24 protein-coding genes are annotated in these 21741 nt (G+C 65.4%); 11 read left to right on the top strand and 13 right to left on the bottom strand.

The genetic code is table 11. The annotated features are described in order from the left end of the window. Nucleotides 1-84 precede the first annotated feature (84 nt). Genes A5784_RS32450 through A5784_RS32435 form a run of 4 tightly spaced genes read left to right on the top strand, consistent with a single transcriptional unit; the run spans nt 85 to nt 4014 of the window. Nucleotides 85-1173 (top strand): ABC transporter ATP-binding protein, encoded by a 1089-nt coding sequence (locus A5784_RS32450; protein ID WP_064948966.1) that lies wholly within the window; start codon nt 85-87, stop codon nt 1171-1173. Between the two features lie 23 nt (nt 1174-1196). Then, nucleotides 1197-2396 (top strand): ABC transporter substrate-binding protein, encoded by a 1200-nt coding sequence (locus A5784_RS32445; RefSeq protein ID WP_064948965.1) that lies wholly within the window; start codon nt 1197-1199, stop codon nt 2394-2396. Then, a complete protein-coding gene (locus A5784_RS32440) occupies nt 2375-3214 on the top strand; it encodes an ABC transporter permease (RefSeq protein WP_064948964.1) in 840 nt (279 codons plus the stop codon). Before A5784_RS32445 ends, A5784_RS32440 begins: the two co-directional genes overlap by 22 nt. Then, a complete protein-coding gene (locus A5784_RS32435) occupies nt 3214-4014 on the top strand; it encodes an ABC transporter permease (RefSeq protein ID WP_064948963.1) in 801 nt (266 codons plus the stop codon). The genes A5784_RS32440 and A5784_RS32435 overlap by 1 nt, the downstream gene beginning before the upstream one ends. A gap of 3 nt (nt 4015-4017) precedes the next feature. On the opposite strand, the gene A5784_RS32430 is transcribed toward A5784_RS32435, so the two are convergent. After that, nucleotides 4018-4626 carry a MerR family transcriptional regulator gene (locus tag A5784_RS32430; RefSeq protein WP_232006336.1) on the bottom strand — a complete coding sequence of 203 codons (609 nt, stop codon included), beginning with the start codon at nt 4624-4626 and terminating at the stop codon, nt 4018-4020. A gap of 308 nt (nt 4627-4934) precedes the next feature. On the opposite strand from A5784_RS32430, the gene A5784_RS32425 reads away from it, so the two are divergent. Next, entirely contained in the window at nt 4935-6203 is a 1269-nt protein-coding gene (locus A5784_RS32425; RefSeq protein ID WP_064948961.1) for an MFS transporter, read from the top strand. Here the strand turns inward: A5784_RS32425 and A5784_RS32420 are convergent. The 6 genes from A5784_RS32420 to A5784_RS32395 form a co-directional block, all read right to left on the bottom strand. Then, nucleotides 6188-7459: a low temperature requirement protein A gene (locus A5784_RS32420; RefSeq protein WP_064948960.1), complete on the bottom strand. Its 1272-nt coding sequence runs from the start codon at nt 7457-7459 to the stop codon at nt 6188-6190. The genes A5784_RS32425 and A5784_RS32420 overlap by 16 nt on opposite strands. 77 nt (nt 7460-7536) lie before the next feature. Beyond that, nucleotides 7537-8139: a hypothetical protein gene (locus A5784_RS32415; protein WP_064948959.1), complete on the bottom strand. Its 603-nt coding sequence runs from the start codon at nt 8137-8139 to the stop codon at nt 7537-7539. Further along, nucleotides 8136-8951, bottom strand: coding sequence for an Rv1363c family protein (locus A5784_RS32410; RefSeq protein WP_064948958.1), 816 nt, complete (start codon nt 8949-8951; stop codon nt 8136-8138). Before A5784_RS32410 ends, A5784_RS32415 begins: the two co-directional genes overlap by 4 nt. Before the next feature lie 148 nt (nt 8952-9099). Then, nucleotides 9100-10566, bottom strand: coding sequence for a FadD3 family acyl-CoA ligase (locus A5784_RS32405; RefSeq protein ID WP_082945223.1), 1467 nt, complete (start codon nt 10564-10566; stop codon nt 9100-9102). Further along, nucleotides 10563-11753, bottom strand: a complete 1191-nt coding sequence (locus A5784_RS32400) for an amidohydrolase family protein (protein ID WP_064948957.1) — start codon at nt 11751-11753, stop codon at nt 10563-10565. Before A5784_RS32400 ends, A5784_RS32405 begins: the two co-directional genes overlap by 4 nt. A gap of 35 nt (nt 11754-11788) precedes the next feature. After that, nucleotides 11789-13366, bottom strand: a complete 1578-nt coding sequence (locus A5784_RS32395) for an AMP-binding protein (protein WP_064949005.1) — start codon at nt 13364-13366, stop codon at nt 11789-11791. Nucleotides 13367-13422: 56 nt separating this feature from the next. Here A5784_RS32395 and A5784_RS32390 point away from each other — a divergent pair, with 56 nt between their 5' ends. After that, a complete protein-coding gene (locus tag A5784_RS32390; RefSeq protein WP_064948956.1) occupies nt 13423-14139 on the top strand; it encodes an enoyl-CoA hydratase/isomerase family protein in 717 nt (238 codons plus the stop codon). On the opposite strand, the gene A5784_RS38640 is transcribed toward A5784_RS32390, so the two are convergent. Continuing rightward, the gene (locus tag A5784_RS38640) at nt 14132-14293 is read right to left on the bottom strand and encodes a hypothetical protein (RefSeq protein WP_156750905.1); all 162 of its coding nucleotides are present in this window, start codon (nt 14291-14293) and stop codon (nt 14132-14134) included. The genes A5784_RS32390 and A5784_RS38640 overlap by 8 nt on opposite strands. Before the next feature lie 70 nt (nt 14294-14363). Here A5784_RS38640 and A5784_RS32385 point away from each other — a divergent pair, with 70 nt between their 5' ends. After that, a complete protein-coding gene (locus tag A5784_RS32385) occupies nt 14364-14822 on the top strand; it encodes a Zn-ribbon domain-containing OB-fold protein (RefSeq protein ID WP_197514956.1) in 459 nt (152 codons plus the stop codon). Nucleotides 14823-14830: 8 nt separating this feature from the next. After that, a complete protein-coding gene (locus A5784_RS32380; protein WP_064948955.1) occupies nt 14831-15973 on the top strand; it encodes a thiolase family protein in 1143 nt (380 codons plus the stop codon). A 95-nt stretch (nt 15974-16068) separates the two neighbouring features. On the opposite strand, the gene A5784_RS32375 is transcribed toward A5784_RS32380, so the two are convergent. The 5 genes from A5784_RS32375 to A5784_RS32355 all read right to left on the bottom strand — a co-directional run bounded on the left by A5784_RS32375 (nt 16069) and on the right by A5784_RS32355 (nt 19220). After that, nucleotides 16069-16368 carry a cytochrome C oxidase subunit IV family protein gene (locus tag A5784_RS32375; protein WP_064948954.1) on the bottom strand — a complete coding sequence of 100 codons (300 nt, stop codon included), beginning with the start codon at nt 16366-16368 and terminating at the stop codon, nt 16069-16071. Nucleotides 16369-16372: 4 nt separating this feature from the next. Beyond that, nucleotides 16373-16960 (bottom strand): cytochrome c oxidase subunit 3, encoded by a 588-nt coding sequence (locus A5784_RS32370; protein ID WP_064948953.1) that lies wholly within the window; start codon nt 16958-16960, stop codon nt 16373-16375. Continuing rightward, complete coding sequence (locus A5784_RS32365) at nt 16960-17715, bottom strand: hypothetical protein (RefSeq protein WP_064948952.1); 756 nt, start codon at nt 17713-17715, stop codon at nt 16960-16962. The genes A5784_RS32370 and A5784_RS32365 overlap by 1 nt, the downstream gene beginning before the upstream one ends. Continuing rightward, complete coding sequence (locus A5784_RS32360) at nt 17712-18422, bottom strand: hypothetical protein (protein WP_064948951.1); 711 nt, start codon at nt 18420-18422, stop codon at nt 17712-17714. Before A5784_RS32360 ends, A5784_RS32365 begins: the two co-directional genes overlap by 4 nt. 192 nt (nt 18423-18614) lie before the next feature. Further along, nucleotides 18615-19220, bottom strand: a complete 606-nt coding sequence (locus A5784_RS32355) for a TetR/AcrR family transcriptional regulator (protein ID WP_064948950.1) — start codon at nt 19218-19220, stop codon at nt 18615-18617. Nucleotides 19221-19405: 185 nt separating this feature from the next. Between A5784_RS32355 and A5784_RS32350 the strand changes: the two genes are divergently transcribed. The 3 genes from A5784_RS32350 to A5784_RS32340 all read left to right on the top strand — a co-directional run bounded on the left by A5784_RS32350 (nt 19406) and on the right by A5784_RS32340 (nt 21734). Beyond that, nucleotides 19406-20698: a cytochrome P450 gene (locus tag A5784_RS32350; RefSeq protein ID WP_064948949.1), complete on the top strand. Its 1293-nt coding sequence runs from the start codon at nt 19406-19408 to the stop codon at nt 20696-20698. Between the two features lie 146 nt (nt 20699-20844). Further along, the gene (locus A5784_RS32345) at nt 20845-21315 is read left to right on the top strand and encodes a hypothetical protein (protein ID WP_232006334.1); all 471 of its coding nucleotides are present in this window, start codon (nt 20845-20847) and stop codon (nt 21313-21315) included. 2 nt (nt 21316-21317) lie between these two features. Next, the gene (locus A5784_RS32340; protein WP_064948947.1) at nt 21318-21734 is read left to right on the top strand and encodes an Rv2576c family protein; all 417 of its coding nucleotides are present in this window, start codon (nt 21318-21320) and stop codon (nt 21732-21734) included. Nucleotides 21735-21741: the final 7 nt, after the last annotated feature.

Here is a 21741-nt window from a genome sequence, read left to right as displayed (position 1 = left end):
TGAATCCGTCGTGACACGGGCTCGGCGGCACGAAATCGGCAATGGCGCCCCGCCGCGACCGACGAATCCCTACGATGACCCACCATGTCCTCGGGGATGATCAGCTCACCGCCCGACACCCCCGGCGCCCCCTCCGGCACCGACCCGCGCATCGAACTCGTCAGCGTGCGCAAGGTGTTCGGCGATGCCCGGCACCCCGTGGTCGCCGTCGAGTCGGCCGACCTGTCCATCGCCGACGGAGAACTGTTCGCGATCCTCGGCCCGTCCGGTTCGGGTAAGTCCACCGTGCTGAGGATGATCGCGGGGTTCGAGGAACCCACCGCGGGCAGCATCCGGCTCGGCGGCGTCGACGTCACATCGGTGCCCGCGCGAAAGCGCGACGTCAACACCGTTTTCCAGGAATACGCCCTGTTCCCCCACCTGACCGTCGCCCAGAACGTCGAATACGGCCTGCGGGTCAAGGGCGTACCCAAGGCCGAACGGCGCAGGCGCACTGCCGACGCGCTGGACATGGTGCGGCTCACCGACCAGGCGCCGCGCAGACCCGCCCAGTTGTCCGGCGGTCAGCGCCAGCGGGTGGCGCTGGCCCGGGCCCTGGTCGGCCGGCCGCGCGTGTTGCTGCTCGACGAGCCGCTCGGTGCGCTGGATCTCAAGCTGCGTGAACAGATGCAGGTCGAGCTGAAGGCGATCCAGCGCGAAGTCGGCATCACCTTCGTCATCGTCACCCACGATCAGGACGAGGCCCTCACACTCTGCGACAGGCTCGCGGTGTTCAACGCCGGCCGCATCGAACAGGTGGGCGCCGCGCGCGAGGTCTACGAGCGGCCTGTCAACCGGTTCGTCGCCGATTTCGTCGGCACCTCAAACGTCCTCGAGGGCGCCGACGCCGAGACCGTGTTCGGCAGGTCCGGGACGCTCGCGGTGCGGCCCGAACGAATCTCGGTGCAGCACAACAACACAGCCGCGGCACAGGGGTACCGAGCGGTCGATGCCACGGTGACCGAGATCATCTATGCCGGTCCCCTGACCCGCGTCGCGGCACGAACGGCCACCGGAGTCTCGTTGGCGGCCAACGTCCTCACGGCCAGCGCCGGCCTGCCCAGCGATCTGGCGCACGGTTCGGCCATCACCCTGACCTGGCCGGAATCCGCAGTCCACCACCTCGACGGTTGAGTCACGAGATCAAGGAGCCGACGATGAGAACTCACAGAATCCGAGCTCTGCGCGCGGGATTGGCGATCGCCGCGTGCGTGACACTGATCGCCGCGTGCTCGGGGTCCAAGACCCCGGGAACCACCGGAACCGCGCCACCGAAGCTCGAACCGCTGAGTTCGGTCGGCAACGGCGAGGGGCAGCTGAACCTCATCGCGTGGGCTGGCTACGCCGAAAACGGCTCCAACGACAAGAAAGTCGACTGGGTCACGCCGTTCCAGCAGCAGACTGGCTGCCAGGTCAACGTCAAGATCGGCAACACCTCCGACGAGATGGTGCAGCTGATGCGCAGCGGCCAGTACGACGGCGTCTCGGCGTCCGGAGACGCCACGCTGCGGCTCATCTACGCCGGTGACGTGTCGCCGGTGAACACCGACCTGGTGCCCAACTACGCGACGATCTCCCCGTTCCTCAAGGACAAGCCGTGGAACTCCGTGAACAATCAGATGTACGGGATCCCGCACGGCTGGGGCGCAAACCTGTTGATGTACAACATCGATGCCGTGCGCGACGCCCCGAACTCCTGGGCTGCGGTGTTCACCGACTCGGGCAAGTACAAGGGCAAGGTGACCGCCTACGACAATCCGATCTACATCGCCGACGCCGCGCTGTACCTGTCCAAGACGAAACCGGAGCTGGGCATCAAGGACCCGTACTCGTTGACCTCCGAACAGCTCGACGCCGCAACGGATCTGCTCAAGGCCCAGCACGAGAACATCGGCGAATACTGGTCGGACTACACCAAGGAAGTACAGGCCTTCGAATCCGGCACCACGGTCATCGGCACCACCTGGCAGGTGATCGCCAACACCATCGGCGGTGACAACAAGGTTCAGGTCAACACCGTGCTGCCCAAGGAAGGGTCCACGGGCTGGTCGGACACCTGGATGATCTCGTCGAAAGCCGCCCACCCCAACTGCATGTACAAGTGGATGAACTGGATCACCTCGCCGGAGGTCAACGCCCAGGTGGCGGAGTACTTCGGTGAAGCGCCTGCGCAGACCAAGGCCTGCGAGCACACCACCCAGAAGGATTTCTGCGACGTCTACCACGCCACCGACGCCGACTACGCCGCACAGATTCACTACTGGACCACACCGCAGACCCAGTGCGTCGACGGCAGCGGCAACAACTGCACGGCCTACAGCCAGTGGGTCGACAAGTGGCAGCAGATCAAGGGCTGACCCGGCGGGTGCGGCTGGCGTTCCTGCTGGCGCCGCCGCTCACCTGGCTGGTGGTGGCCTACCTGGGTTCGCTTGCCGTCCTTCTGGTTTCGGCGTTCTGGAGCACCGACGAGTTCACCGGCGCAGTAGTTCGCACCTTTACCGGCGACAACATCGTGCGGGTGCTGACCGACGAGGTGTTCCGCATCGCGACGTTGCGGACCCTGGCCGTGGCCGCAACGGTCACGGTTCTGTGTGCGGTGCTTGCCGTTCCGCTGGCGCTCTACATGGCCAAGGTCGCTTCCCGCGCAGTGCGGCTGGCCCTTGTGGTCGCCGTGACCACGCCGCTGTGGGCGAGCTATCTGGTGAAGGCCTACGCCTGGCGCATGCTGCTGTCGCCGGCAGGCCCGTTGTCGTGGGCGACGGGTTTCACCCCGGGCTACGGGTTGGTGGCCACGGTCATCACATTGACCTACCTGTGGTTGCCGTACATGGTGATGCCGGTCTACGCGGCGTTCGAACGCGTCCCGGACTCCCTCATCGACGCCAGCTCCGATCTCGGCTCCTCCGATCTGACCACGATGCGACTGATATTGGCGCCCTTGGTGTTCCCCGGCATCGCGGCAGGTTCCATCTTCACCTTCTCGCTGTCGCTGGGCGACTACATCGCGGTGACCATCGTCGGCGGCAAGACCCAGATGCTCGGCAACATCATCTACGGGCAACTCGTCACCGCCAACAACCAGCCGCTGGCGGCGGCGCTGTCGGCCATCCCGCTGATCGCGATCGTCGCCTACCTGCTGGCGATGCGGCGCACGGGCGCGCTGGAGAACGTGTGATGTTTTCCAGCGGAGGGCGACGCGGGCTTCGCATCTGGACCGTCGCAGTCATGGTGTTCCTCTACACCCCACTGGTTCTGGTGGTGCTCAACGCGTTCAACTCCTCACGCACGTTCGCGTTTCCTCCCACCGGTTTCACGTTGGCCTGGTGGTCGGCCACCGCACACAGCACGGGCATGTGGCAGGCGCTCGCCAACTCCGTGGTGGTGGGCCTGGCCGCGACGGTCATCGCGCTGGTGCTCGGCACCATGGTGGCCTTCGCGGTCCAGCGGTACCGCTTCTTCGGCCGCAACACCGTGAGTTTCCTTGTGGTACTGCCGATCACGCTGCCCGGCATCGTCACAGGCATCGCGTTGAACGCGACGTTCACCTCGACCTTGGCGATGACGCTCGGGCTGGCGACGGTCATCATCGGCCACGCCACGTTCTGTATCGTCATCGTGTTCAACAACGTTCAGGCCAGGCTGCGCCAGATGGGCACCAATCTCGAAGACGCGTCCGCGGACCTCGGTGCCTCGGACTGGCAGACGTTCCGGCTCGTCACCTTCCCGTTGATGCGCGGGGCGCTACTGGCCGGGGCGATCCTGGCTTTCGCGCTGTCGTTCGACGAGATCGTCGTCACCACGTTCACTGCGGGCCCGACGGTACAAACCCTGCCGATCTGGATCTTCGCCAACTTGTTCCGGCCGAATCAGGCTCCGGTCATCAATGTGGTCGCCGCGGCCCTGACCGTGCTGGCCATCATCCCTGTGTGGCTGGCCGGGCGCTTCGGCGGTGATCCCGCCACGTCGCGGGTTTGACGGTCAGGCGATCGCGGCGGCCTGTTTGACGGCTTGGTCGAGCAGGCTCGACAGCACGGCACGCGCCAGTTCGCGGCTGTCCGCTTCAGGCTGGGCGGTCAAGTTTTCGGCGACCGTCGCGACTGCCGATTCGGCGAGCGCATCGATCGCCGCGTCGGTCGCCGTGGTCACCTGCGCGATGGTGTGGACCCAGAGCTGTTGATCGGCTACCTGGTCGACAACCTCGGCGAGCACCGGGTCGGTCAACGCCACGGCGCCGTCGACGATGCGCGCCAAACCGTGCGAGACGAGGGTTCCGACATCGGGATTGGCTGGGGCGATCCGCAGCCGACGGACCTGTTGGCCCACCGCTGTCGGTGGGATACCCAGCACGTCGACCAGGCTGCGGCCGCCGCGCAGCCCGTCGAAGAACTCGGCGATGTGTGCCGAGCTGAAACCTTTGCCGAGAAGCTGGCTGATGGCCGCCAGTTGCGCCAGGTGGGCCTCGCCGTAGTACGCCGAACGACCGACACGACGAGGCGGATCAAGCAGCCCGCGCTCACGGTAGGCGCGGATGTTCCGGGCGCTGATGCCCGAAATGCGCGCCAGATCGTCCAACCGATACTCAGTCAATCTGACCGTCCCCGCACCGGACCGGACAGCGATACATTGCACCACCCTACCCCGGGCGAACAGCACCGAGCGAAGTTTTCGCATCACCGCAGATGCATTTGTCGAATGAGCTATCAAACCTTTCATCTGCATATATGTCAGTCGCGCGACAAAGATTCACACCCGCACCTGCAATCACAGCCAACTACCACTATGCCGCCGCCTGGGTGCGGTGAGTCAATTCACCCGACCAGGATTGGAAAGCGGCAGCCCAGGTGCGCGACCATGGTGCAAGACATTAAGACAATCCGTTCGACGAAAGGCCGCGAGTGCGTCCCTGGATCGTCTGGGCCACCGGACTGCTCGCGTACATCGTCGCGGTACTCGACCGCACCACCCTCGGTGTTTCCGGTTTGCAGGCCGCCGACCGGTTTGCCGCCAATCCGAGTGTGCTGTCGAGCTTCGTCGTGCTGCAGGTGATCGTCTACGCCGGCGCGCAGGTGCCCGCCGGGCTGCTGCTCGACCGGTTCGGCTCGCGCATACTCATCGTCTCCGGCGCGGGGCTGATGGCCACCGGACAATTGGTACTGGCGCTGAGCGAGTCCCTGCCCGCCGCCTTCGCCGCACGCGCGGTCGTCGGGCTCGGCGACGCGGTGACGTTCATATCGGTGCTGCGGCTGGTGCCGCACTGGTTCAAGCCCTCGCAGGTCCCGCTGGTCACCCAGTTGACCGGCATCTGCGGCCAGCTCGGCCAGGTGTTGTCCGCGGTGCCCTTCCTGGCCCTGCTGACGGGCTCCGGCTGGACACCGGCGTATGTGTCCGTTGCCGTCTTCGGCGTCGTTGCGATGGCGCTCGCCCTGGCGCTCGTCCGCAACAATCCGCACGGGCGGGTCGCCGCAGACGAGACCACCTCCGTCCACGACATCCTGGTGAGCGTCAAAACGGTGTGGTTGCGCCCCGGCACCAGGCTGGGCTTCTTCACCCACATGGGCACGCAGTTCTCGGTGACGGTGTTCGCGCTCATGTGGGGTGTGCCGTATCTGACCGTCGCCCAGGGACTGTCCACCACCGTCGCCGGCTCGCTGCTGACGGTCTCGGTGGTCGTCGCGATCACCGCGGGCATCGCGATCGGGATCTTCACGGGCCGCCACCCGCACCGGCGATCACGTCTGGTGCTCGCCATCATCGCCAGCAATGCCCTGATCTGGACGGTCGTTCTCGCCCTGCCCGGCCGTGCCCCGCTGTGGTTGCTGGTGACGCTCATCGTGATCATCTCGGTCGGTGGGCCCGGTTCGATGGTCGGCTTCGACTTCGCCCGCACCTTCAATCCGAGCGCCACCCTCGGGACCGCTCAGGGCATGGTGAACATGGGCGGCTTCCTGGCCGCGCTGCTCGTCATGCAGTCCATGGGACTCATCCTGGCCCACGCCGGCGACTATTCCGCCGCCTCGTTCCGGGTGGCCTGGGCCGTTCAGTACGCAGTCTGGGTGCTGGCCACCATCGGCATTCTCATCACGCGCAGTAAAGCCAGAAAGCTGATGCGAGTCGAGCAGGAGCGAATGCTGCTGGAGGGCTTCGAAGCTCACCCGCCGCGCTGATCGGCAAGCCGTCTGGCGACGATCTCCCTGGCGTGCCGGTGGCCCACGAGTTCGAAGCCCGCCACGATCACCATCGGAGCCGCCGTCACCACCAGCAAGCACGGTGCCAACGAGATCTCTGCGGCGGCCATCGCCACGGCCGCGGCCAGTACCGCGCCGGCACCCACCAGCAGTCCGGTGTGGAAGACGTCGACCGTGCCGACAAGCATCGAGTAGATGACGAACATCGCGGTGATGTAGAGGGCGACCGGGATCGCGACGGACAGCACCGTCGCCACGGTGCTCAATTGGGACTGTTCTTCGACGTAGTACGCGGCGACGTGCAGCCCGGCGCCGGTCGCCACGATCGCGCCGAACACGAACAGGTGCAGATAGCCGTACAGGAACGAGACCTCACGGTGGGCGTGCAGCAACTCTGCTGCGGGCACCAGGAAGTAGACCCACCACATACCGAAGGTGAGGCCCGTGCCCGCCACGGCGAGCACGACCGCATCTGCAGACCAGCCGTGCTCACCGACGGCAGCCGACAGCGATGCCACCGTCCCGACCACCCCCTCGCCGAGCGCGATGATGGCCAGCAGGCCGTACCGCTCGGCGATGTGGTGGGCATGCCAGGGCGTGCCACCCATGCGACGCTCGGCGAGGAACGGCCCGGATATCTCGAGGGCCATCAGCACCAGTGCGCCCGCGGCGAAGACCCACACCGACGTGCTCACCAGGATCTGCGCGATCCAGCCGATTTGCGCGACGACGATGACGGTCGCGTACGTCAGGCAGGCGGCCCGGCGGTCCGGATCCTGACGTGCGGCCCGTAACCACTGCGCCACCATGGCAATTCGCATCACCACGTACCCGGCAACCATGACGGTGTTGTTCACGTGGCCGCCGTGCTCGATGGAGGCGAAGGTCTGCGGGAGCCCGAGAGCCAGGATGATGACTCCGACCATCTGCACCATGGTCATCAGCCGGTAGATCCAGTCGTCGGTGTCGTACGCCGACGCGAACCAGCTGAAGTTCATCCATGCCCACCAGATGGCGAACACCGCGAACCCGAACCCCAGCAGGCCGTCGCCCACGTGTCCCTCGGCCAGCAGATGCGCGAACTGTGAGGCGGCCACCCCGAACGCGATGGCAAACGTCAGGTCGAACAACAACTCCAGCGGCGAGGACACCCGGTGCCGTTCATGGGGATCGCGTCCCGACATCCGGCGGATCCGGTGGGTCTGCACCGGCGAATTCGAATCGCCCTCGGTCACGTCTGCGCGTCCTCCCGGTCGGTGGTCGACGCTGACGGTACCGGGACGGGCGGTGTTGCACTGGTTGGCGGCGCCGGTCAGACCGGGTCGAAGGATGAGATCAGCCAGCTACCGTCGACCTTGGTCAGTCCGACCTTGACCGTGCTGGCCGCGAAGCTGCCGTCCGGATTCTGGTTACTCGTGGTCGCTTGATTGACGAAAACCATCACCACCGCCGAATCGGGATGCATCTCCATGACCGCACTGCGGACCACGGCCGCTGAGGTGGACACCGCTTTCTGTTTTGCCGCGGGTGTGACGATCTCCTGGGTGAACTTGTTGTAATACGACAGGAAGTCACCGGTCAGATGGGATTTGGCGGTGGTGAAGTCGTGATCGAGGCTGTCCGGCTTGTACGACAGCAACGCCACGGTGCCGTCCGTCGCAGCCTTGAGGACGGTCTGCTGCGCGGCCTGATCGGTGGCGCGGTCCGGCCGGTATTGCGCGAAGTACAGCCAGCCGGCCAACGCAGCCGACACCACCAGTGCGAATGCCAGGGTCAGCGGAAACCAGTGATGTAGCAGGGGCGTCCACCACCGGCGCTTACCGGTGCCGGCCTGCACGTCTGCGACGTCGTCGAGGTCGGCTATCTCGACGAGGTCGAACACGTCCGGTTCTTCGGTGTCAGTCTTCACGGTCACGGTACGAACTCGACTTTCGCCAACTTGATCTGGCCGCCCTCCCTGGTCAGGCTCACCGCAACCCGCCAGGACCGGGGCTGCTGCTGGGCGCCGGCGGTGTTGGTGACCCGGGTGGTGGCTGCGACCAGGACCACGGCATTGTCATCGGTCATGGTGTCGACCGCCGCCGCGTTCACGGTCGACTCGGTCACGACCTTGGATTGCTGAGCAAGTTTGATGAAGTCGTTCTGCTGGGCCTCGAAGTCCTTTTTGAAATCGCCCGTGGAATTGCTCAGGATGTTCTTCACGTCGTCCTGAACGTGGTTGAAGTCCAACGACATCAGCGTCACGACACTCTGCCGGGCGGCCGCGGTGAACTCCGCCGTGAGCGCGCGACGATGATCGGCCTGGCCGTGCTTCCAGATCATGAACCCGCTGGCCCCCAGCAGCGCACAGATGGCGATGATCGCCAAGCAGCTCGCCAAGACTTTCCAGAACAGTCGCGGGATGTGCAGACGGCGCAGACGCCTCGGGGATTCTTCGGTATCTGTCGCGGCGCCTACCGCTACATCATCCTCGGTGTGCTCAGCCGGCTCCGTCGCGGTCGATTCGACCTGAGGGACCTCGACCTCGACGTCGTCGAGCAGCAGTTCCCGCGCGGCAGCCTGGTTGCGGAGCCGGATCGCACGCGCTCTGGCGCGCGCCGCTGCGGCGACTGCCTCGGCTTCTTCGGCTTCGGCCTCGGCCTGTTCGGCCAGAGCCAATGCGTCCTCCGGAGCCGGGTCATCCGGTCCACCATCGAGTAGCGACGATGAAGGCTTGCGGGACGGCATATCGACCTCCTGTCCGTTCAGCAGCCTGCTTAACGAGAATCACGTTATCAGTTTTGGGTAGTGCTCCGACACTACCTCATCCGACGAGGCTAGATAAATGCCTATTTATCTGCGGAAACGGTATTTACGAGCTATGTCACCACAGTGCTTAAACTGCGCCAAGCCGCGTTTCGAGCCGATCCTTCATGACCTTGCCTGTCGCATTGAGAGGCAGCTCGTCGAGAAATTCCAGATAGCGCGGCACCTTGTAGCCGGCCATGCGCTCACGGCTCCAAGCGAGCAACTCATCGGCGGAAATGACTGAGGCACCGGGATTTTCGCCGCGCACGACGAACGCCTTGCCGACCTGCCCCAGCCTCTCGTCGTCGACGCCGATGACGGCCACCTGCGCGACGGCGGGATGCTGCAACAGATATCCCTCGATCTCCGCCGGGTAGGCGTTGAAGCCGCCGACGATGAACATGTCCTTCTTACGTCCGACGATCCTCAACCGCCCGGACTCGGTGAACTCACCGAGGTCCCCGGTGTGCAGCCAGCCGTCGACGTCGATCGCCTCGGCCGTCGCGACGGGATCATCGAGGTATCCCTGCATCACGCCATATCCCCGGACCATTACCTCACCGTCGTCGGCGACCCGCACCTCGACGCCGTCACACGGCAGCCCCGCCGTCGTCGCGACATCGACCGACGAGTCTCCTGGCCGCGACAGCGTGACATTGCCCGCCTCGGTCAGCCCGTATCCCGTCATCAGCGTCTGGAACGGCAACTCGTCATGGATCCGGCGGACGAGTTCGACCGGGATGTCGGCGGCGCCGGTGACCCCTGCTCGCAACGTCGCCAGCCTGCCCTTGTCAGCGACCGTCAGCAGCGAGTGGTACAGCGTGGGCGGCCCGGGAAGCATCGTGATGCGTTCGGCGGCAATGAGATCCACCACGCGGTCGATGTCGAACACCGCGACCGGCAGCATCGTCGCACCCCGCAGGAACGATGCGATCAGACCGGCCTTCAGCCCGAAGGTGTGGAAGTACGGGTTGATCATCAGGTAGCGATCACCCTCGCGCAGGTCCGCGAGTGTTGCCCACTCCCCGTACATCCGAAGCGTCTGGCGGTGATTCATCATGGCGCCCTTGGGGCGCCCGGTCGTGCCGCTGGTGTAGATGACGTCGGCGATGTCACCGCCGTCGATCGCACCCTCGAATGGCTCACCGCCACTGAGGAAGTCCGACTTCAGATCGATCGACGGAACGCCAGGGATATCGAAACCCTGGCCGAGGAAGCCTTTTTGGACCAGAACGGCCTTGGCACCGCTGCGGGCAACCACGTCGGCGGCCTCATCGGCCTTGAACCGGGTGTTGACCGGGACGAGCACCCCGCCCGCGGTCATCAGGCCGAACGCCGCGATGATCCATTCCGCGGAGTTCGGCGCCCACAGCGCAACCCGGTCCCCCTTGCCGACCCCGAATCGGGCGAATGCGCCCGCGGCGGTGCGGATGCGTTCGGCGACTTCGGCGAAGGACAGGCGCAGCGGACCGTCGACGACAGCCTCGGCGTCGCCGAACCGGTCCGCTGCACTCAGGACCATCTCGGGGATGGTCCGCCAGTTGCGTTGTGTCACACCGTGACGAGCCGACCGAGGTTGCCGCCCATGATCTTGGCCTGGTCCTCCATCGACAGGTGCTCAAGTGCGGTCACGTAGTGCGTCGGCTCCGCGAGACCCTCGGGATGCGGCCAGTCCGAACCGTAGAGCACCTGGTCCACACCGATGAGGTTGATCAGGTCGTCGATGCCCTCTTCGTAGAACGGGCTGACGAAGATGCGGTTCTTGATCTCCTCCATCGGGTTGCCCAGGAACGCCTCGGGGGCTTTCTTGTACACCTCGGTCATCGAATCAAGCAGCGGGAACATCCATTTCGAACCGGCCTCGACGATGCCGACCTTCAGCTTCGGGAACCGGAAGAGCGCGCCGTGGATCACCCAGGAGGCCACCGCATCCTGGATCGGACGCCATTCGTTGAGGATCGACATGGCGTTGGTCTGGAACGGCAGCATCTCCTGTGCGGCACCGTCCCACTCCGAGGTGTACCGCGAGTAACCGCTGTCGGACGAGTGCATGCCGACGAAGACGTCGTATTCGACGCACTTCTGCCAGAACGGGTCGAACTCGGGCAGCGCGAAGGACCGCGGCCCACGGAAGCCGGGCACCGGAGCCGGCCGGACCAGGATGGCGCGCGCGCCGCGCTTGACCGCCCATTCGAGCTCCTCGATGGCCTTCTCGACGATCGGCAGCGTGATGACCGGTGTGGTGAAGATGCGGTTCTGGTAGTTGAAGCCCCAGACCTCGTCGAGCCATTGGTTGAGCGAATGGATCAGGACGTGGATCGCGATCGGATCGTCGCGCAGCCGCTCCTCGATGAGGCTGGCCAGGGTCGGGAACATCAGCGAGCGATCGACCCCCAGCTGGTCCATCAGCTCCAGGCGGGGAGCCGGCTCGAAGAACGCGGGAATGGACTTCATGGGTTCGCCGAACAGCTCGCGCTTGCTCTTGCCGTCGGGGTTACCGAACTTGAAGTACTCCTCCCAGGCACCCGGCTTGGCGACCACCGAGAACGTCGGGTTGGGGATGTAGTTGCTGATCTGCCCCTTGATCGCAATCTTGGTGCGGCCCTTGACCTCGACGTACTGGACGACGTCTTGGTACTCCTCGGGCAGGTAGGTCAGCAGCGCCTCGGGCGGCTCATAGAGGTGGTTGTCCGCATCGAACAGCGGAAACGGAATGTCGACGCGGTGCGACAGTTGCCCCATGGAATGCTCCTTTTCGATTCATGAGAATATTATTCTCACTTTGTGGATGTCGCAATGCCGCCCCCGGCGACATCGCGCGCGAGGTCACGCCGGATGACGAACTTCTGCACTTTGCCGCTCGCCGTTCGCGGATAGTCCTGCCCGTCGGGCACCTCGTGCAGTTCCTCCGGCCATTTCTGGCGCGCCACCCCGGCCTGTTCGAAGTGCGTGCGGACCCGCTCCAGGGTCGGCATGGCATGCCCGGCGCGGACCCGCAGCACGGCGGCGACGCGTTCGCCGAGCCGCGCGTCGGGCACCGCCACGACCACGGCCTCGACCACTTCGGGCAGCGTCAGCAGCACGTCCTCGACCTCGATGGCGCTGATGTTCTCTCCGCCGCGGATGATCAGGTCGGCCGCCCGGTCGGTGATGGTCAAGTAGCCGTCGTCGTCGAGCACGCCGATATCGCCGGTCCGGTACCAGCCATCGGCATCGAAGCACTTGGCTGTCAGCTCGTCATCGGTGTAGCCCAGGCACAGATCCGGTCCGCGGCTGAAGATCTCGCCGTCCGGGCCGAGCCGGATCTCGACGCCGGGCCGCGGGTTGCCGTCGGTGAACAACCGCTTGGCTTCCGGCGCCGACGGCCCCGACCCGGTGATCGACGGATGCTCGGTGCTGCCGTACGCGCGGAAGACGAACATGCCGAGGTCGGCCAGCCGGCGGGTGACCGCGGCGGGCACGGTGGATCCACCCAGCCCCACGGTCGTGAACCGCGACCGGTGCGCCTCGGTGCAGTCGGGATGGTCGAGCAGGCTGCTGACGAAGTAGGGCGGTCCCCCGCCGATCGACATACCCTCGGAGTCAAGGAGTTTCAGCACCTTTGCCGGATCCCACACATCACAGAGGTCGATCGGGGCGCCCTCGAGTACCGGGATGAGAAAGGCGCCGACCATCCCGATGAAGTGCCCGACCGGGGTGGCGGTGAGCTGGCGCCCGCGGTTGGGCGGATAGTTCTCCAGCAGCTGGCGCGTCTCGAATGCCAGCGTCTGGTGACTGTGAATGACGCCCTTGGGCGCTCGGGTGGTGCCCGAGGTGAAGGCGATGAGCGCGGGCCCGGCCGGGTCGGCCGGCAGCGTGGCGGCCATCGGTTCGTCGGCCAGCAGATCGTCGAAACTCGGTGTGCCCACGAGGCCGACGGTCGGCACCTCGGCGCACAGATCGGGATGAAACGTCATGCGGCCGAAGTGTTCTGTGGTGATGAAGACTTTCGGCTGCGCGGTCGCCATGATGTGCGCGAGTTCCTTGCGGCCGTAGAAGTGCACGATCGGCACGGTGACTGCGCCGAGAAACGCCGACGCCCAGAACGCGGCCGCGGCCTCCATCCAGTTGGGTAACTGCAATGCCACCACGTCCCCGGGCCCGACGCCCCGTGCGGCCAGGCCGGCGGCCAGCCGCCGCGCGATCCGTTCGACATCAGCGAACGTGCCCGCGTAGGGCCGCATCTCGGAGTGTGCGTGAAAGCCGGCGTCCGGGCTGGCCGCCAAGCAGTCGGCCAGCATCTGCCCCAGCGTCTCGGGACGCCACCATCCTTCCTCGACGTACCGTTTGGTCAGCTCAACGGGGATGTCGCGCACAACGGCGATGTTATTCTCCATGAGCGAGAATGCCAATATCGGAGCGGAGAGCGGTTATGGTCGAGCTGGACATCGTCGACGGCCTGGCCGTCATCACCATCGACCGGCCGCACGCCCGCAACGCCATATCGCTGGACACCATGGACGAGCTGGACAAGGCGCTCGACGGGGCTGCCGAGGCACGCGCGCTGGTTCTCACCGGCGGCGGGGACCGGGCGTTCGTCTCCGGCGGGGACCTCAAGGAGCTTGCCGCACTGCGCACCGAACTCGAAGCGTCACAGATGGCCTGGCGGATGCGGACGATCTGCGATCGCATCGCCGGCTTCCCGGGCCCGGTGATCGCGGCGCTCAACGGCCACGCCCTCGGCGGTGGTGCCGAAGTCGCGGTCGCCGCCGACATCCGGATCGCGGCCGACGACATCAGGATCGGCTTCAATCAGGTGACGCTGGCGATCATGCCGGCCTGGGGCGGCGCCGAACGCCTTGGCGCACTGGTCGGCCGGAGCCGGGCACTACTGCTGGCGGGGACCGGACAGGTCCTCGACGCCGATGCGGCACTGCAGATCGGCCTGGTCGATCAGGTGGTGCCACGCGCCGAGTTCGCCGAGAGTTGGCGCACGACGGCGGCCCTGCTGGCCCGTCGACCGGCCGGCGAGATCAAGCGGGTGCTGAGCGGCGTGCCGGCGACCGAAGCCGTCAGCGCATTCGCCCGCCTCTGGGTGTCCGACGAGCACTGGACCGCCGCCGAAGCCGTCATGAAGAAGGTCAAGTAGTCCGGCTCAGTTCACGAATCGGATCGTCGCCGTCCCATTCCAGCGCCGCGCGGCGCACGACATCGGCCATGCCTGCCATGCCGTCGGCGAGTTCGGCGATCTCCACGACCGTTGCGCCCGTCGGCGGCTCGAAGTACGCGAACCTGACCACCACGGCCCCACTCCGGGCAGGCCGGGATTCATGGTCAGACAGCCCATCGCCATTTGATTCTCACTGGACGAGAATGACATTTCCGATTATCGTCAGCGACGTGTCAACACAGATCGCTCTCGCGCCGGAGATCTCGACATGGCCGGCTGCCGAACCACAGTTGATCGGCAGCCGTTGCGCAGGCTGCCAGGCCACCACCTTCCCCGCCCAGGCCCGTTGTCCCAAGTGCAGCGGCGCCGACACCTGCGAGCAGCTGCTGCCCCGCCGCGGCACCCTGGTCGCCTGGACCACCCAGGGCTTCCCGCCCGGCGCCCCATACAAGGGACCCATCGGAAAAGACTTCGTGCCCTTCGGCGTCGGGCTGGTCCAACTCGGCGACGTCGTCCGCGTCGAGGGCCGACTCACCGAAAACGATCCGGCGAAACTGCAATTCGGGCAGGACGTCGAGCTCACGATGACCCCGTTCACCACGGTCACAGATGACAGCGGGGATTCTGTGGAATTGGTGACCTTCGCCTTCCAGCCCATCTGAGGAGCCATATGAACGACGTAGCCATCATCGGCGTGGGTCTGCACCCGTTCGGCCGCTTCGACAAGACGGCCATGCAGATGGGCGCCGAGGCGATCCAGCTCGCTCTCGACGACGCCGGAATCGCTTGGAAAGACATCCAATTCGGGTTCGGCGGCAGCTATGAGGTGTCCAACCCGGACGCCGTCACCCGGCTCGTGGGCCTGACCGGCATCACGTTCACCAACGTCTTCAATGCCTGTGCCACCGCGGCCAGCGCTATCCAGCAGACGGCCGACACCATCCGGCTGGGCAAGTACGACATCGGTATCGCGATCGGCCTCGACAAGCATCCGCGGGGCGCCTTTACCGACGACCCGGCCAAGCTCGCCCTGCCCCAGTGGTACGCGGAGAACGGCCAGTTCGTCACCACCAAGTTCTTCGGCATGAAAGCCAATCACTACATCCACAAGCACAACATCTCGCGGGAGACGCTCGCACGGGTGGCCAACAAGAACTTCCGCAACGGTGCGCTCAACCCGAATGCCTTCCGCCGCAAGGAGATTTCCGTCGAGGAAATTCTCAACTCGCCGGTGCTCAACTACCCGCTGACCCAGTACATGTTCTGCGCCCCGGACGAAGGCGCCGCCGCCGTCATCATGTGTCGCGCCGACATCGCCCACCGCTATACGGACAAGCCGGTCTACGTGCGGGCCAGTGAGATCCGGACTCGGACGTTCGGGGCCTACGAGGTGCACGCCACCTCGGCACCGCTCGACGAGGATCCGTCGCCGACGGTGTACGCGGCCAGGGCGGCCTACGAGGCGGCCGGTATCGGACCCGAGGATGTCGACATCGCCCAGCTGCAGGACACCGACGCGGGCGCCGAGGTCATCCACATGGCCGAGACTGGGCTGTGTGCCGACGGCGAGCAGGAAAAGCTGCTGGCCGACGGGGCCACGGAGATCCACGGTTCCATCCCGGTCAACACCGACGGCGGCTTGATCGCCAACGGTGAGCCGATCGGCGCGTCGGGTCTACGTCAGATGCACGAGCTGGTGCGGCAATTGCGCGGTGAGGCCGGCGACCGCCAAGTGCCGGGCAATCCCCGCGTCGGCCTGGCACAGGTGTACGGCGCACCCGGCACCGCGTCGGCAACCATCCTCTCGCTTTAGCTTTCTCCCGCGAGCAGACGCTGCGGTACGCGACACGCCCGGCTTCGCGAACCTACATGTCTGCTCGCCGGAGGGACTGGTCGTCAGAGGAACGGTCACCACGCATAGATGGCGAGCACGGCACCCCAGAGCAGCACCAGCCACGCGTCGGTCACGACACGCAACCACATCGGCGCAGACCGCACGTCCATGAAGTAGCGAATCACCATGCGGCACTTGACCGCTCCCAGTGCCAGCACCACAACAGTGATGGGCACACTGGGCTGCGGGATGCCCGGCGACCGGACCGGGCCGATCCACCACGACGTCACCGTCAGCATGCTCAGGATCAGCCACACACACGTGAGCACCCTGCTGTGGCGTCGCACGTCGGACGCGGTACCGGTCGACGTCACAGCCTCACCTCAGCACGTAGAGCAGCGTGAATATGACAATCCACAGCATGTCGACCAGGTGCCAGTACATGGCTCCGGTCTCCACCATCGAGATGCGTCGATACTGCGGGTTGCGCAGCTCAAAGTAGTTGACGCCCAAGAAGACCAGTCCGAGTGCGACGTGAAACAGATGCACGCCGGTGAGCAGGTAGTAGAACATGAAGAAGTCGTTGCTGGAAAAGGTCAGCCCCTGGCTGATCTTCGCCGCCCACTCGAAGGCCTTGATCACGATGAACACCACGCCGCACAGGCCGCCACCGACGGTCAGTTTCATGGCGCGATCACTGTCACCCGCCCTGGCGGCGAGCACACTGCGGGCGATGAACCACGAACTGGTGAGCAACGCCAGGGTGTTGACCACGCCGAAATTGATGCTCAGATGCTGCTGTGAGGCGAGGAACAACTCGGGCCGCTGTGCCCGGTAGATCATGAAAATGACGAAATAGCTGGAAAAGATGACGAGGTCGCCGAGCACGAAGACCCACATGCCACCGTCGGCGGGTAGATGCGGTGCGGCCGCGGCGGGCTTGCGGAGCCGCTCGACGAGCGTCATCAGTCCTGCACCCGCTCATCCGGTGCTTGCTCTTTGATCGTCCGGTACAGCAGGTAGATGATGCAGATCTCCCACACCACGAAAACCACCGTGCCGACGTAGAAGCTGATCGACCCGTTCCAGGCCAGTGGGCCGGATTTGAACACGAACACCGGGCCGGCGAGCAGTTCGGTGACGATCATCCAGATCGACATGTACGCAAGCCATTTCGGGAGTACATCGTTGCGGTCCAGGAAGATCGCCAGGGCCAGCACCATGTTTTGCGTGGCGAAACAGCCCAGCGAACCGACGAAGGACAACAGCCCCAGGTCGTAGAGCAGTGCGGTGAGGTCCGGATCGCGGTCGGGGCGGTACGCCGCGGCGACGAAGGCGAACGCAGCGAACAGGCAGCCCGGGACGGCTCCGACCGCCAGCGACGCAATGTAGGAGTAGGCGAACACCGGCGCGACGGACATGCGCTTGATCTGAAAAGCGATGAGCCCGTTGGCGAATCCGGTGAAGCCGATGAAGATCATCAACAGACCGAAGCCGATGCGGATGCTCAGCGAGTGTTCGGTGAAGAACGCCACGACCTGATCCGGTCCGACGTCGGGCCGCGGCGGTGGCATCACCCGGGTAAGCACCACGAAGATCAGCCCGAAGATGTTGTAGAACACCGGGATGGTCCACCAGCAGATCCACTGGTCGACCTTGGGGCGCCGCGTCCAGGCCGGCGCGGCCGACCGGGTGTCCAATACCGTTGTCGTCGTGGTCATATCGCCGGCCCGGTGTTCGACTCCGCGGCCTGCCGGGCGATGGCGGATCGCAATACGACGAACATCACCGCGATGTAGACCACGAAGGCGGTGTTGCGCAGCCAGAACGAGATGGCGCCGTCCCACGCCAGCGGCCCGGTCCGGAAGACGACGGCGCATGCCGCGGGCGCCATGGCGGCAGCGGTCACCAGACTGAAGGGCGCCACCCACCGGGGGAACACGGGCTGGGCCCGCGCATCGAGCCACACCGCCAGTGCCAGGCAGAGATTCGCGACGACGACCATGCCCACCGGCGCGACGAAGATCAGCCACGCCAGATCGTTGAGTAGTTGGGTCAGTTGCGGATTGCGCTCGGGACGGAACGCAGCGACCAGCCAGAAGATGTCGGCGATGGCCAGCAGCGTCGCGCCGTTGGCCGCCGCGGCCAGGTAGCAGTACGCCAATACGTGACTCGGTGTGGCCATCCGTTTCATCTGCACCACGACGACCATGAAGAACGGGATCAGCATGATCGCGCACAGGTTGACCGTGATCATGCTGAACCGGATCATCGCTTCGTTGTGCCGGTAGAACTCAGCGACCTGCTCGGCGCTCAGGTTCGGTGACATCGGCGGCCAGAACCCGGGGAACGCGATAAGCGCGGCGAGCAGCACACCGGCGAAGAACGGGGTGATCCAGAGGCTGATCCATTGCGCCCTGGTGTTCATCGGATCGCACGCCCTTCCGCCCAAGGGACCGAACTAGCCGATCGGCTATCCAGGCGACGGTAGCCGGACGGCTAGCCGACGTCAACGGTCTGAGCGCACGCCAGCGCTAAACACATCCTCAGAGACGGAAATGACGTTCTATGATTTGAAAGTGATGTTTCCAGGCCGGCGAGCGCCGATCGGGTGAAGGCCTCAGGCGGATGCCTCGACCGGCTGCGGCTCACCCTCGAGGCGCCGCAGCCAGCCCTCACAGAACTCGATCACCTCGTCGTGGCCCGAGGACATCCCGAGCGCCTGCTCCATGACCATCACCCGCGAGACACTGGTCGCAAAGATCGTCCAGACGATGGGCGGGACCTCGGAGACGTCGACACCGTACCGGTGCAGCGCCGCCGTCATCGCCTTGGTCTGCTCCTCGCGGAACCGCTCGGCATAGTGCGCGATCTCCGCCCGCAACGCCTTGCGATGGTTGGCCAGCCCCATGATCTCCATCGTGAGACGGGTGGCGGCGGGGTCCGTGCCGAACCGCCACAGCGCCCACAACGGCTGAGCGGAATCCAGCGCGCGCGCCTGCGCGACCAGGCCCTCCTCGGCGCGTCTCCGGAACACCGCAAGGAAAAGATCGTCCATCGTCCGGAAGTAGTAGTGCACCAGCTGCGGTTTGAGGCCGGCCTTGTCGGCCACCCGGCGCGAGGTCACCGCGGCGTAGCCCTCCTCGACCATCAGCTGTTCGGCGGCCTCCAGCAGCACGATGCGGTTCTTCGCGTCCGGCGCCCCGATCCTCCGCGCCGATGCCATGCCAGGCTCCTTTCCCACCACACAAAACGGCACGCAAATCGTAACCGCGCCGCGCCGAGTGATCTTGACCACGACTCTACCGCCATGCTAAGCAAGTGCTCAGCACTTTGGCCCATCTCGTCGCGCGGCCCAACCTGCCGCGAAACCGTCACCGCGCACATTGATTTCGGGAGGTAGCGCACACCATGGCCGATTCACCGACGACCGACTTCGACACCGTCGACTACTTCACCGACCAATCCCTGGTTCCCGACCCGCATCCATACTTCGACCATCTGCGCAGCAAATGTCCCGTCGTCCGGGAGCCCCACTACGGCGTCCTGGCCATCACGAGCTTCGACGAAGCGACCACGGTCCTCAAGGACACCGACACCTTCTCGTCGTGCATCGCGGTCGGTGGACCTTTCCCGCCACTGCCGTTCACGCCCGAGGGCGAAGACATCACCGCCCAGATCGAGGCTCACCGCTCTGCCCTGCCGATGTTCGAGCACATGGTCACCATGGATCCGCCGCAGCACACCGACGCCCGCTCGCTGCTCAACCGGCTGCTGACGCCGCGTCGGCTCAAGGAGAACGAGGACTTCATGTGGCGGCTCGCCGACGAGTGCCTCGATGACTTCCTGGCCGACGGACGCTGTGAGTTCCTGTCCGCGTACGCCAAGCCGTTCTCCCTGCTGGTGATCGCCGACCTGCTCGGAGTGCCGGAGGCCGACCACGACGAGTTCCGTCATGTGCTCGGTGCGCCGCGGCCGGGCGCCATCGTCGGTTCGCTGGACGGCGATGAGCTCGCGATGAACCCTCTGGCCTGGCTCGACGAGAAGTTCGTCGGATACCTGCAGGATCGGCGGGAGAACCCGCGCGACGACGTGCTGACGGCGCTGGCGACCGCGAAGTATCCGGACGGGTCGACACCCGAGGTCATCGACGTCGTCCGCTCGGCAACCTTCTTGTTCGCGGCCGGCCAGGAGACCACCACCAAGCTGCTGTCAGCGTCGCTGCGCGTGCTGGGTGACCGCCCGGATGTGCAGGCCACGCTGCGCCAAGACCGCAGCCGCATCCCGACGTTCGTCGAGGAGGCGTTGCGCATGGATGCACCTGTCAAGAGCCAGTTCCGGCTCGCCAAGAAGCACACCGAGCTGGGCGGGGTCGACGTGCCGGCCGGCACCACGCTGATGGTGTGCCCGGGCGCGGTCAACCGCGATCCGGTGCGGTTCGAGGATCCGCACACATTCAGCCTCGACCGCAAGAACGTCCGGGAGCACATCGCCTTCGGCCGCGGGGTTCACAGCTGCCCGGGTGGTCCACTGGCGCGTGTGGAGGCACGCGTGTCCATCGAGCGGATCCTCGACCGGATGAGTGAGATCACCATCGACGAGGAGCACCACGGTCCCGCCGGCGATCGTCGCTACACGTACGAGCCGACCTTCATCCTGCGCGGGCTCACCGCGCTGAACATCGGGTTCACTCCGGTTCACTGACGGTCAGGGTGGCGCTGTCGTAGTACTATTCTCGGTTGTGAGAATGCCAATCTCGATATTTGAAGACGAGATTGCCGATTTCCGGACGACGAAGCCGGGTCTCGTTTTATAGTCACCCGAGCAGTGCCGGACGCGTGGAGGAGCCTGTGAAGTCCCGTTCGTTGACCACCGCGACGACGGCCGCGCTGGGCGTGGCGGTGGCCATCACCCTGGCTCCCCCGGCCTCGGCCATGTACTACGGCAACTACATGCTCAACATTCCGGACCGGCGAGACTTCCACACCTGGATCTGGTCGGCGTTGGCGCCGTGCGAGACAACGGGCGGCCCGGAGAGACTCAACTGCCTCAGCGTCCTCTCCATCCCTCAGCCGGTCGCCAAGGCCGCGAATTCACACTCAAGAGCGAACCTGGCGGACGGCCGATACACGATGGTCATCGACGATCCGTTCGGACTGCGTTGCGGCGACATCTATTACGGGCCGACCATCCCAACTCATGACGTATACACCTGGGATGCCAACACCCTCGCCGGCGAGATGGTGTCGACCTTCGATGCCGGTTGCGACGGCGCGCCGGGTGGCACGCTCACCTACCCGTTCACCCTGACCAGGATGTGACGATGCGCGCGATATGGGCAGTGACAACAGCACTCGCGTTCGCCGTGGGAGCCACCGCAGCGCCGGCATCGGCCGACGACAATCCGGTGCTGCACCATGTCCGCTACACCGTGACGGCGAATGCTCCGTTCTATGCCCACATCTACTATCGCGACACCGATCCGCCGACGTGGTCGGACTACAGCCATGATCCCTACGAATTCAGCCCAAGGGCCGAGGCCGATCTCGCGCCGAGCAAGCCCTGGGTGTTCGACGCGATGCTTGCCGATCCGGATCTGTGGGCGATGGTGCTTGTGCAAAGTGGCGAGTCGCCGAACACTCCCACGCCCGGCTTCACCTGCGAACTGGCCGTGGACGGTACCGTCGTCAAGACCAACAGCGGCCCCAAAGGCGTGCTCTGCTCGATTCGCAACTGGTGACCGGGCG

Origin of the sequence: Mycobacterium sp. 852013-50091_SCH5140682 (genome assembly GCF_001665685.1) — a bacterium.
Classification (GTDB): Bacteria; Actinomycetota; Actinomycetes; order Mycobacteriales; family Mycobacteriaceae; genus Mycobacterium.
This window is presented reverse-complemented; position numbering and strand designations above follow the sequence as displayed.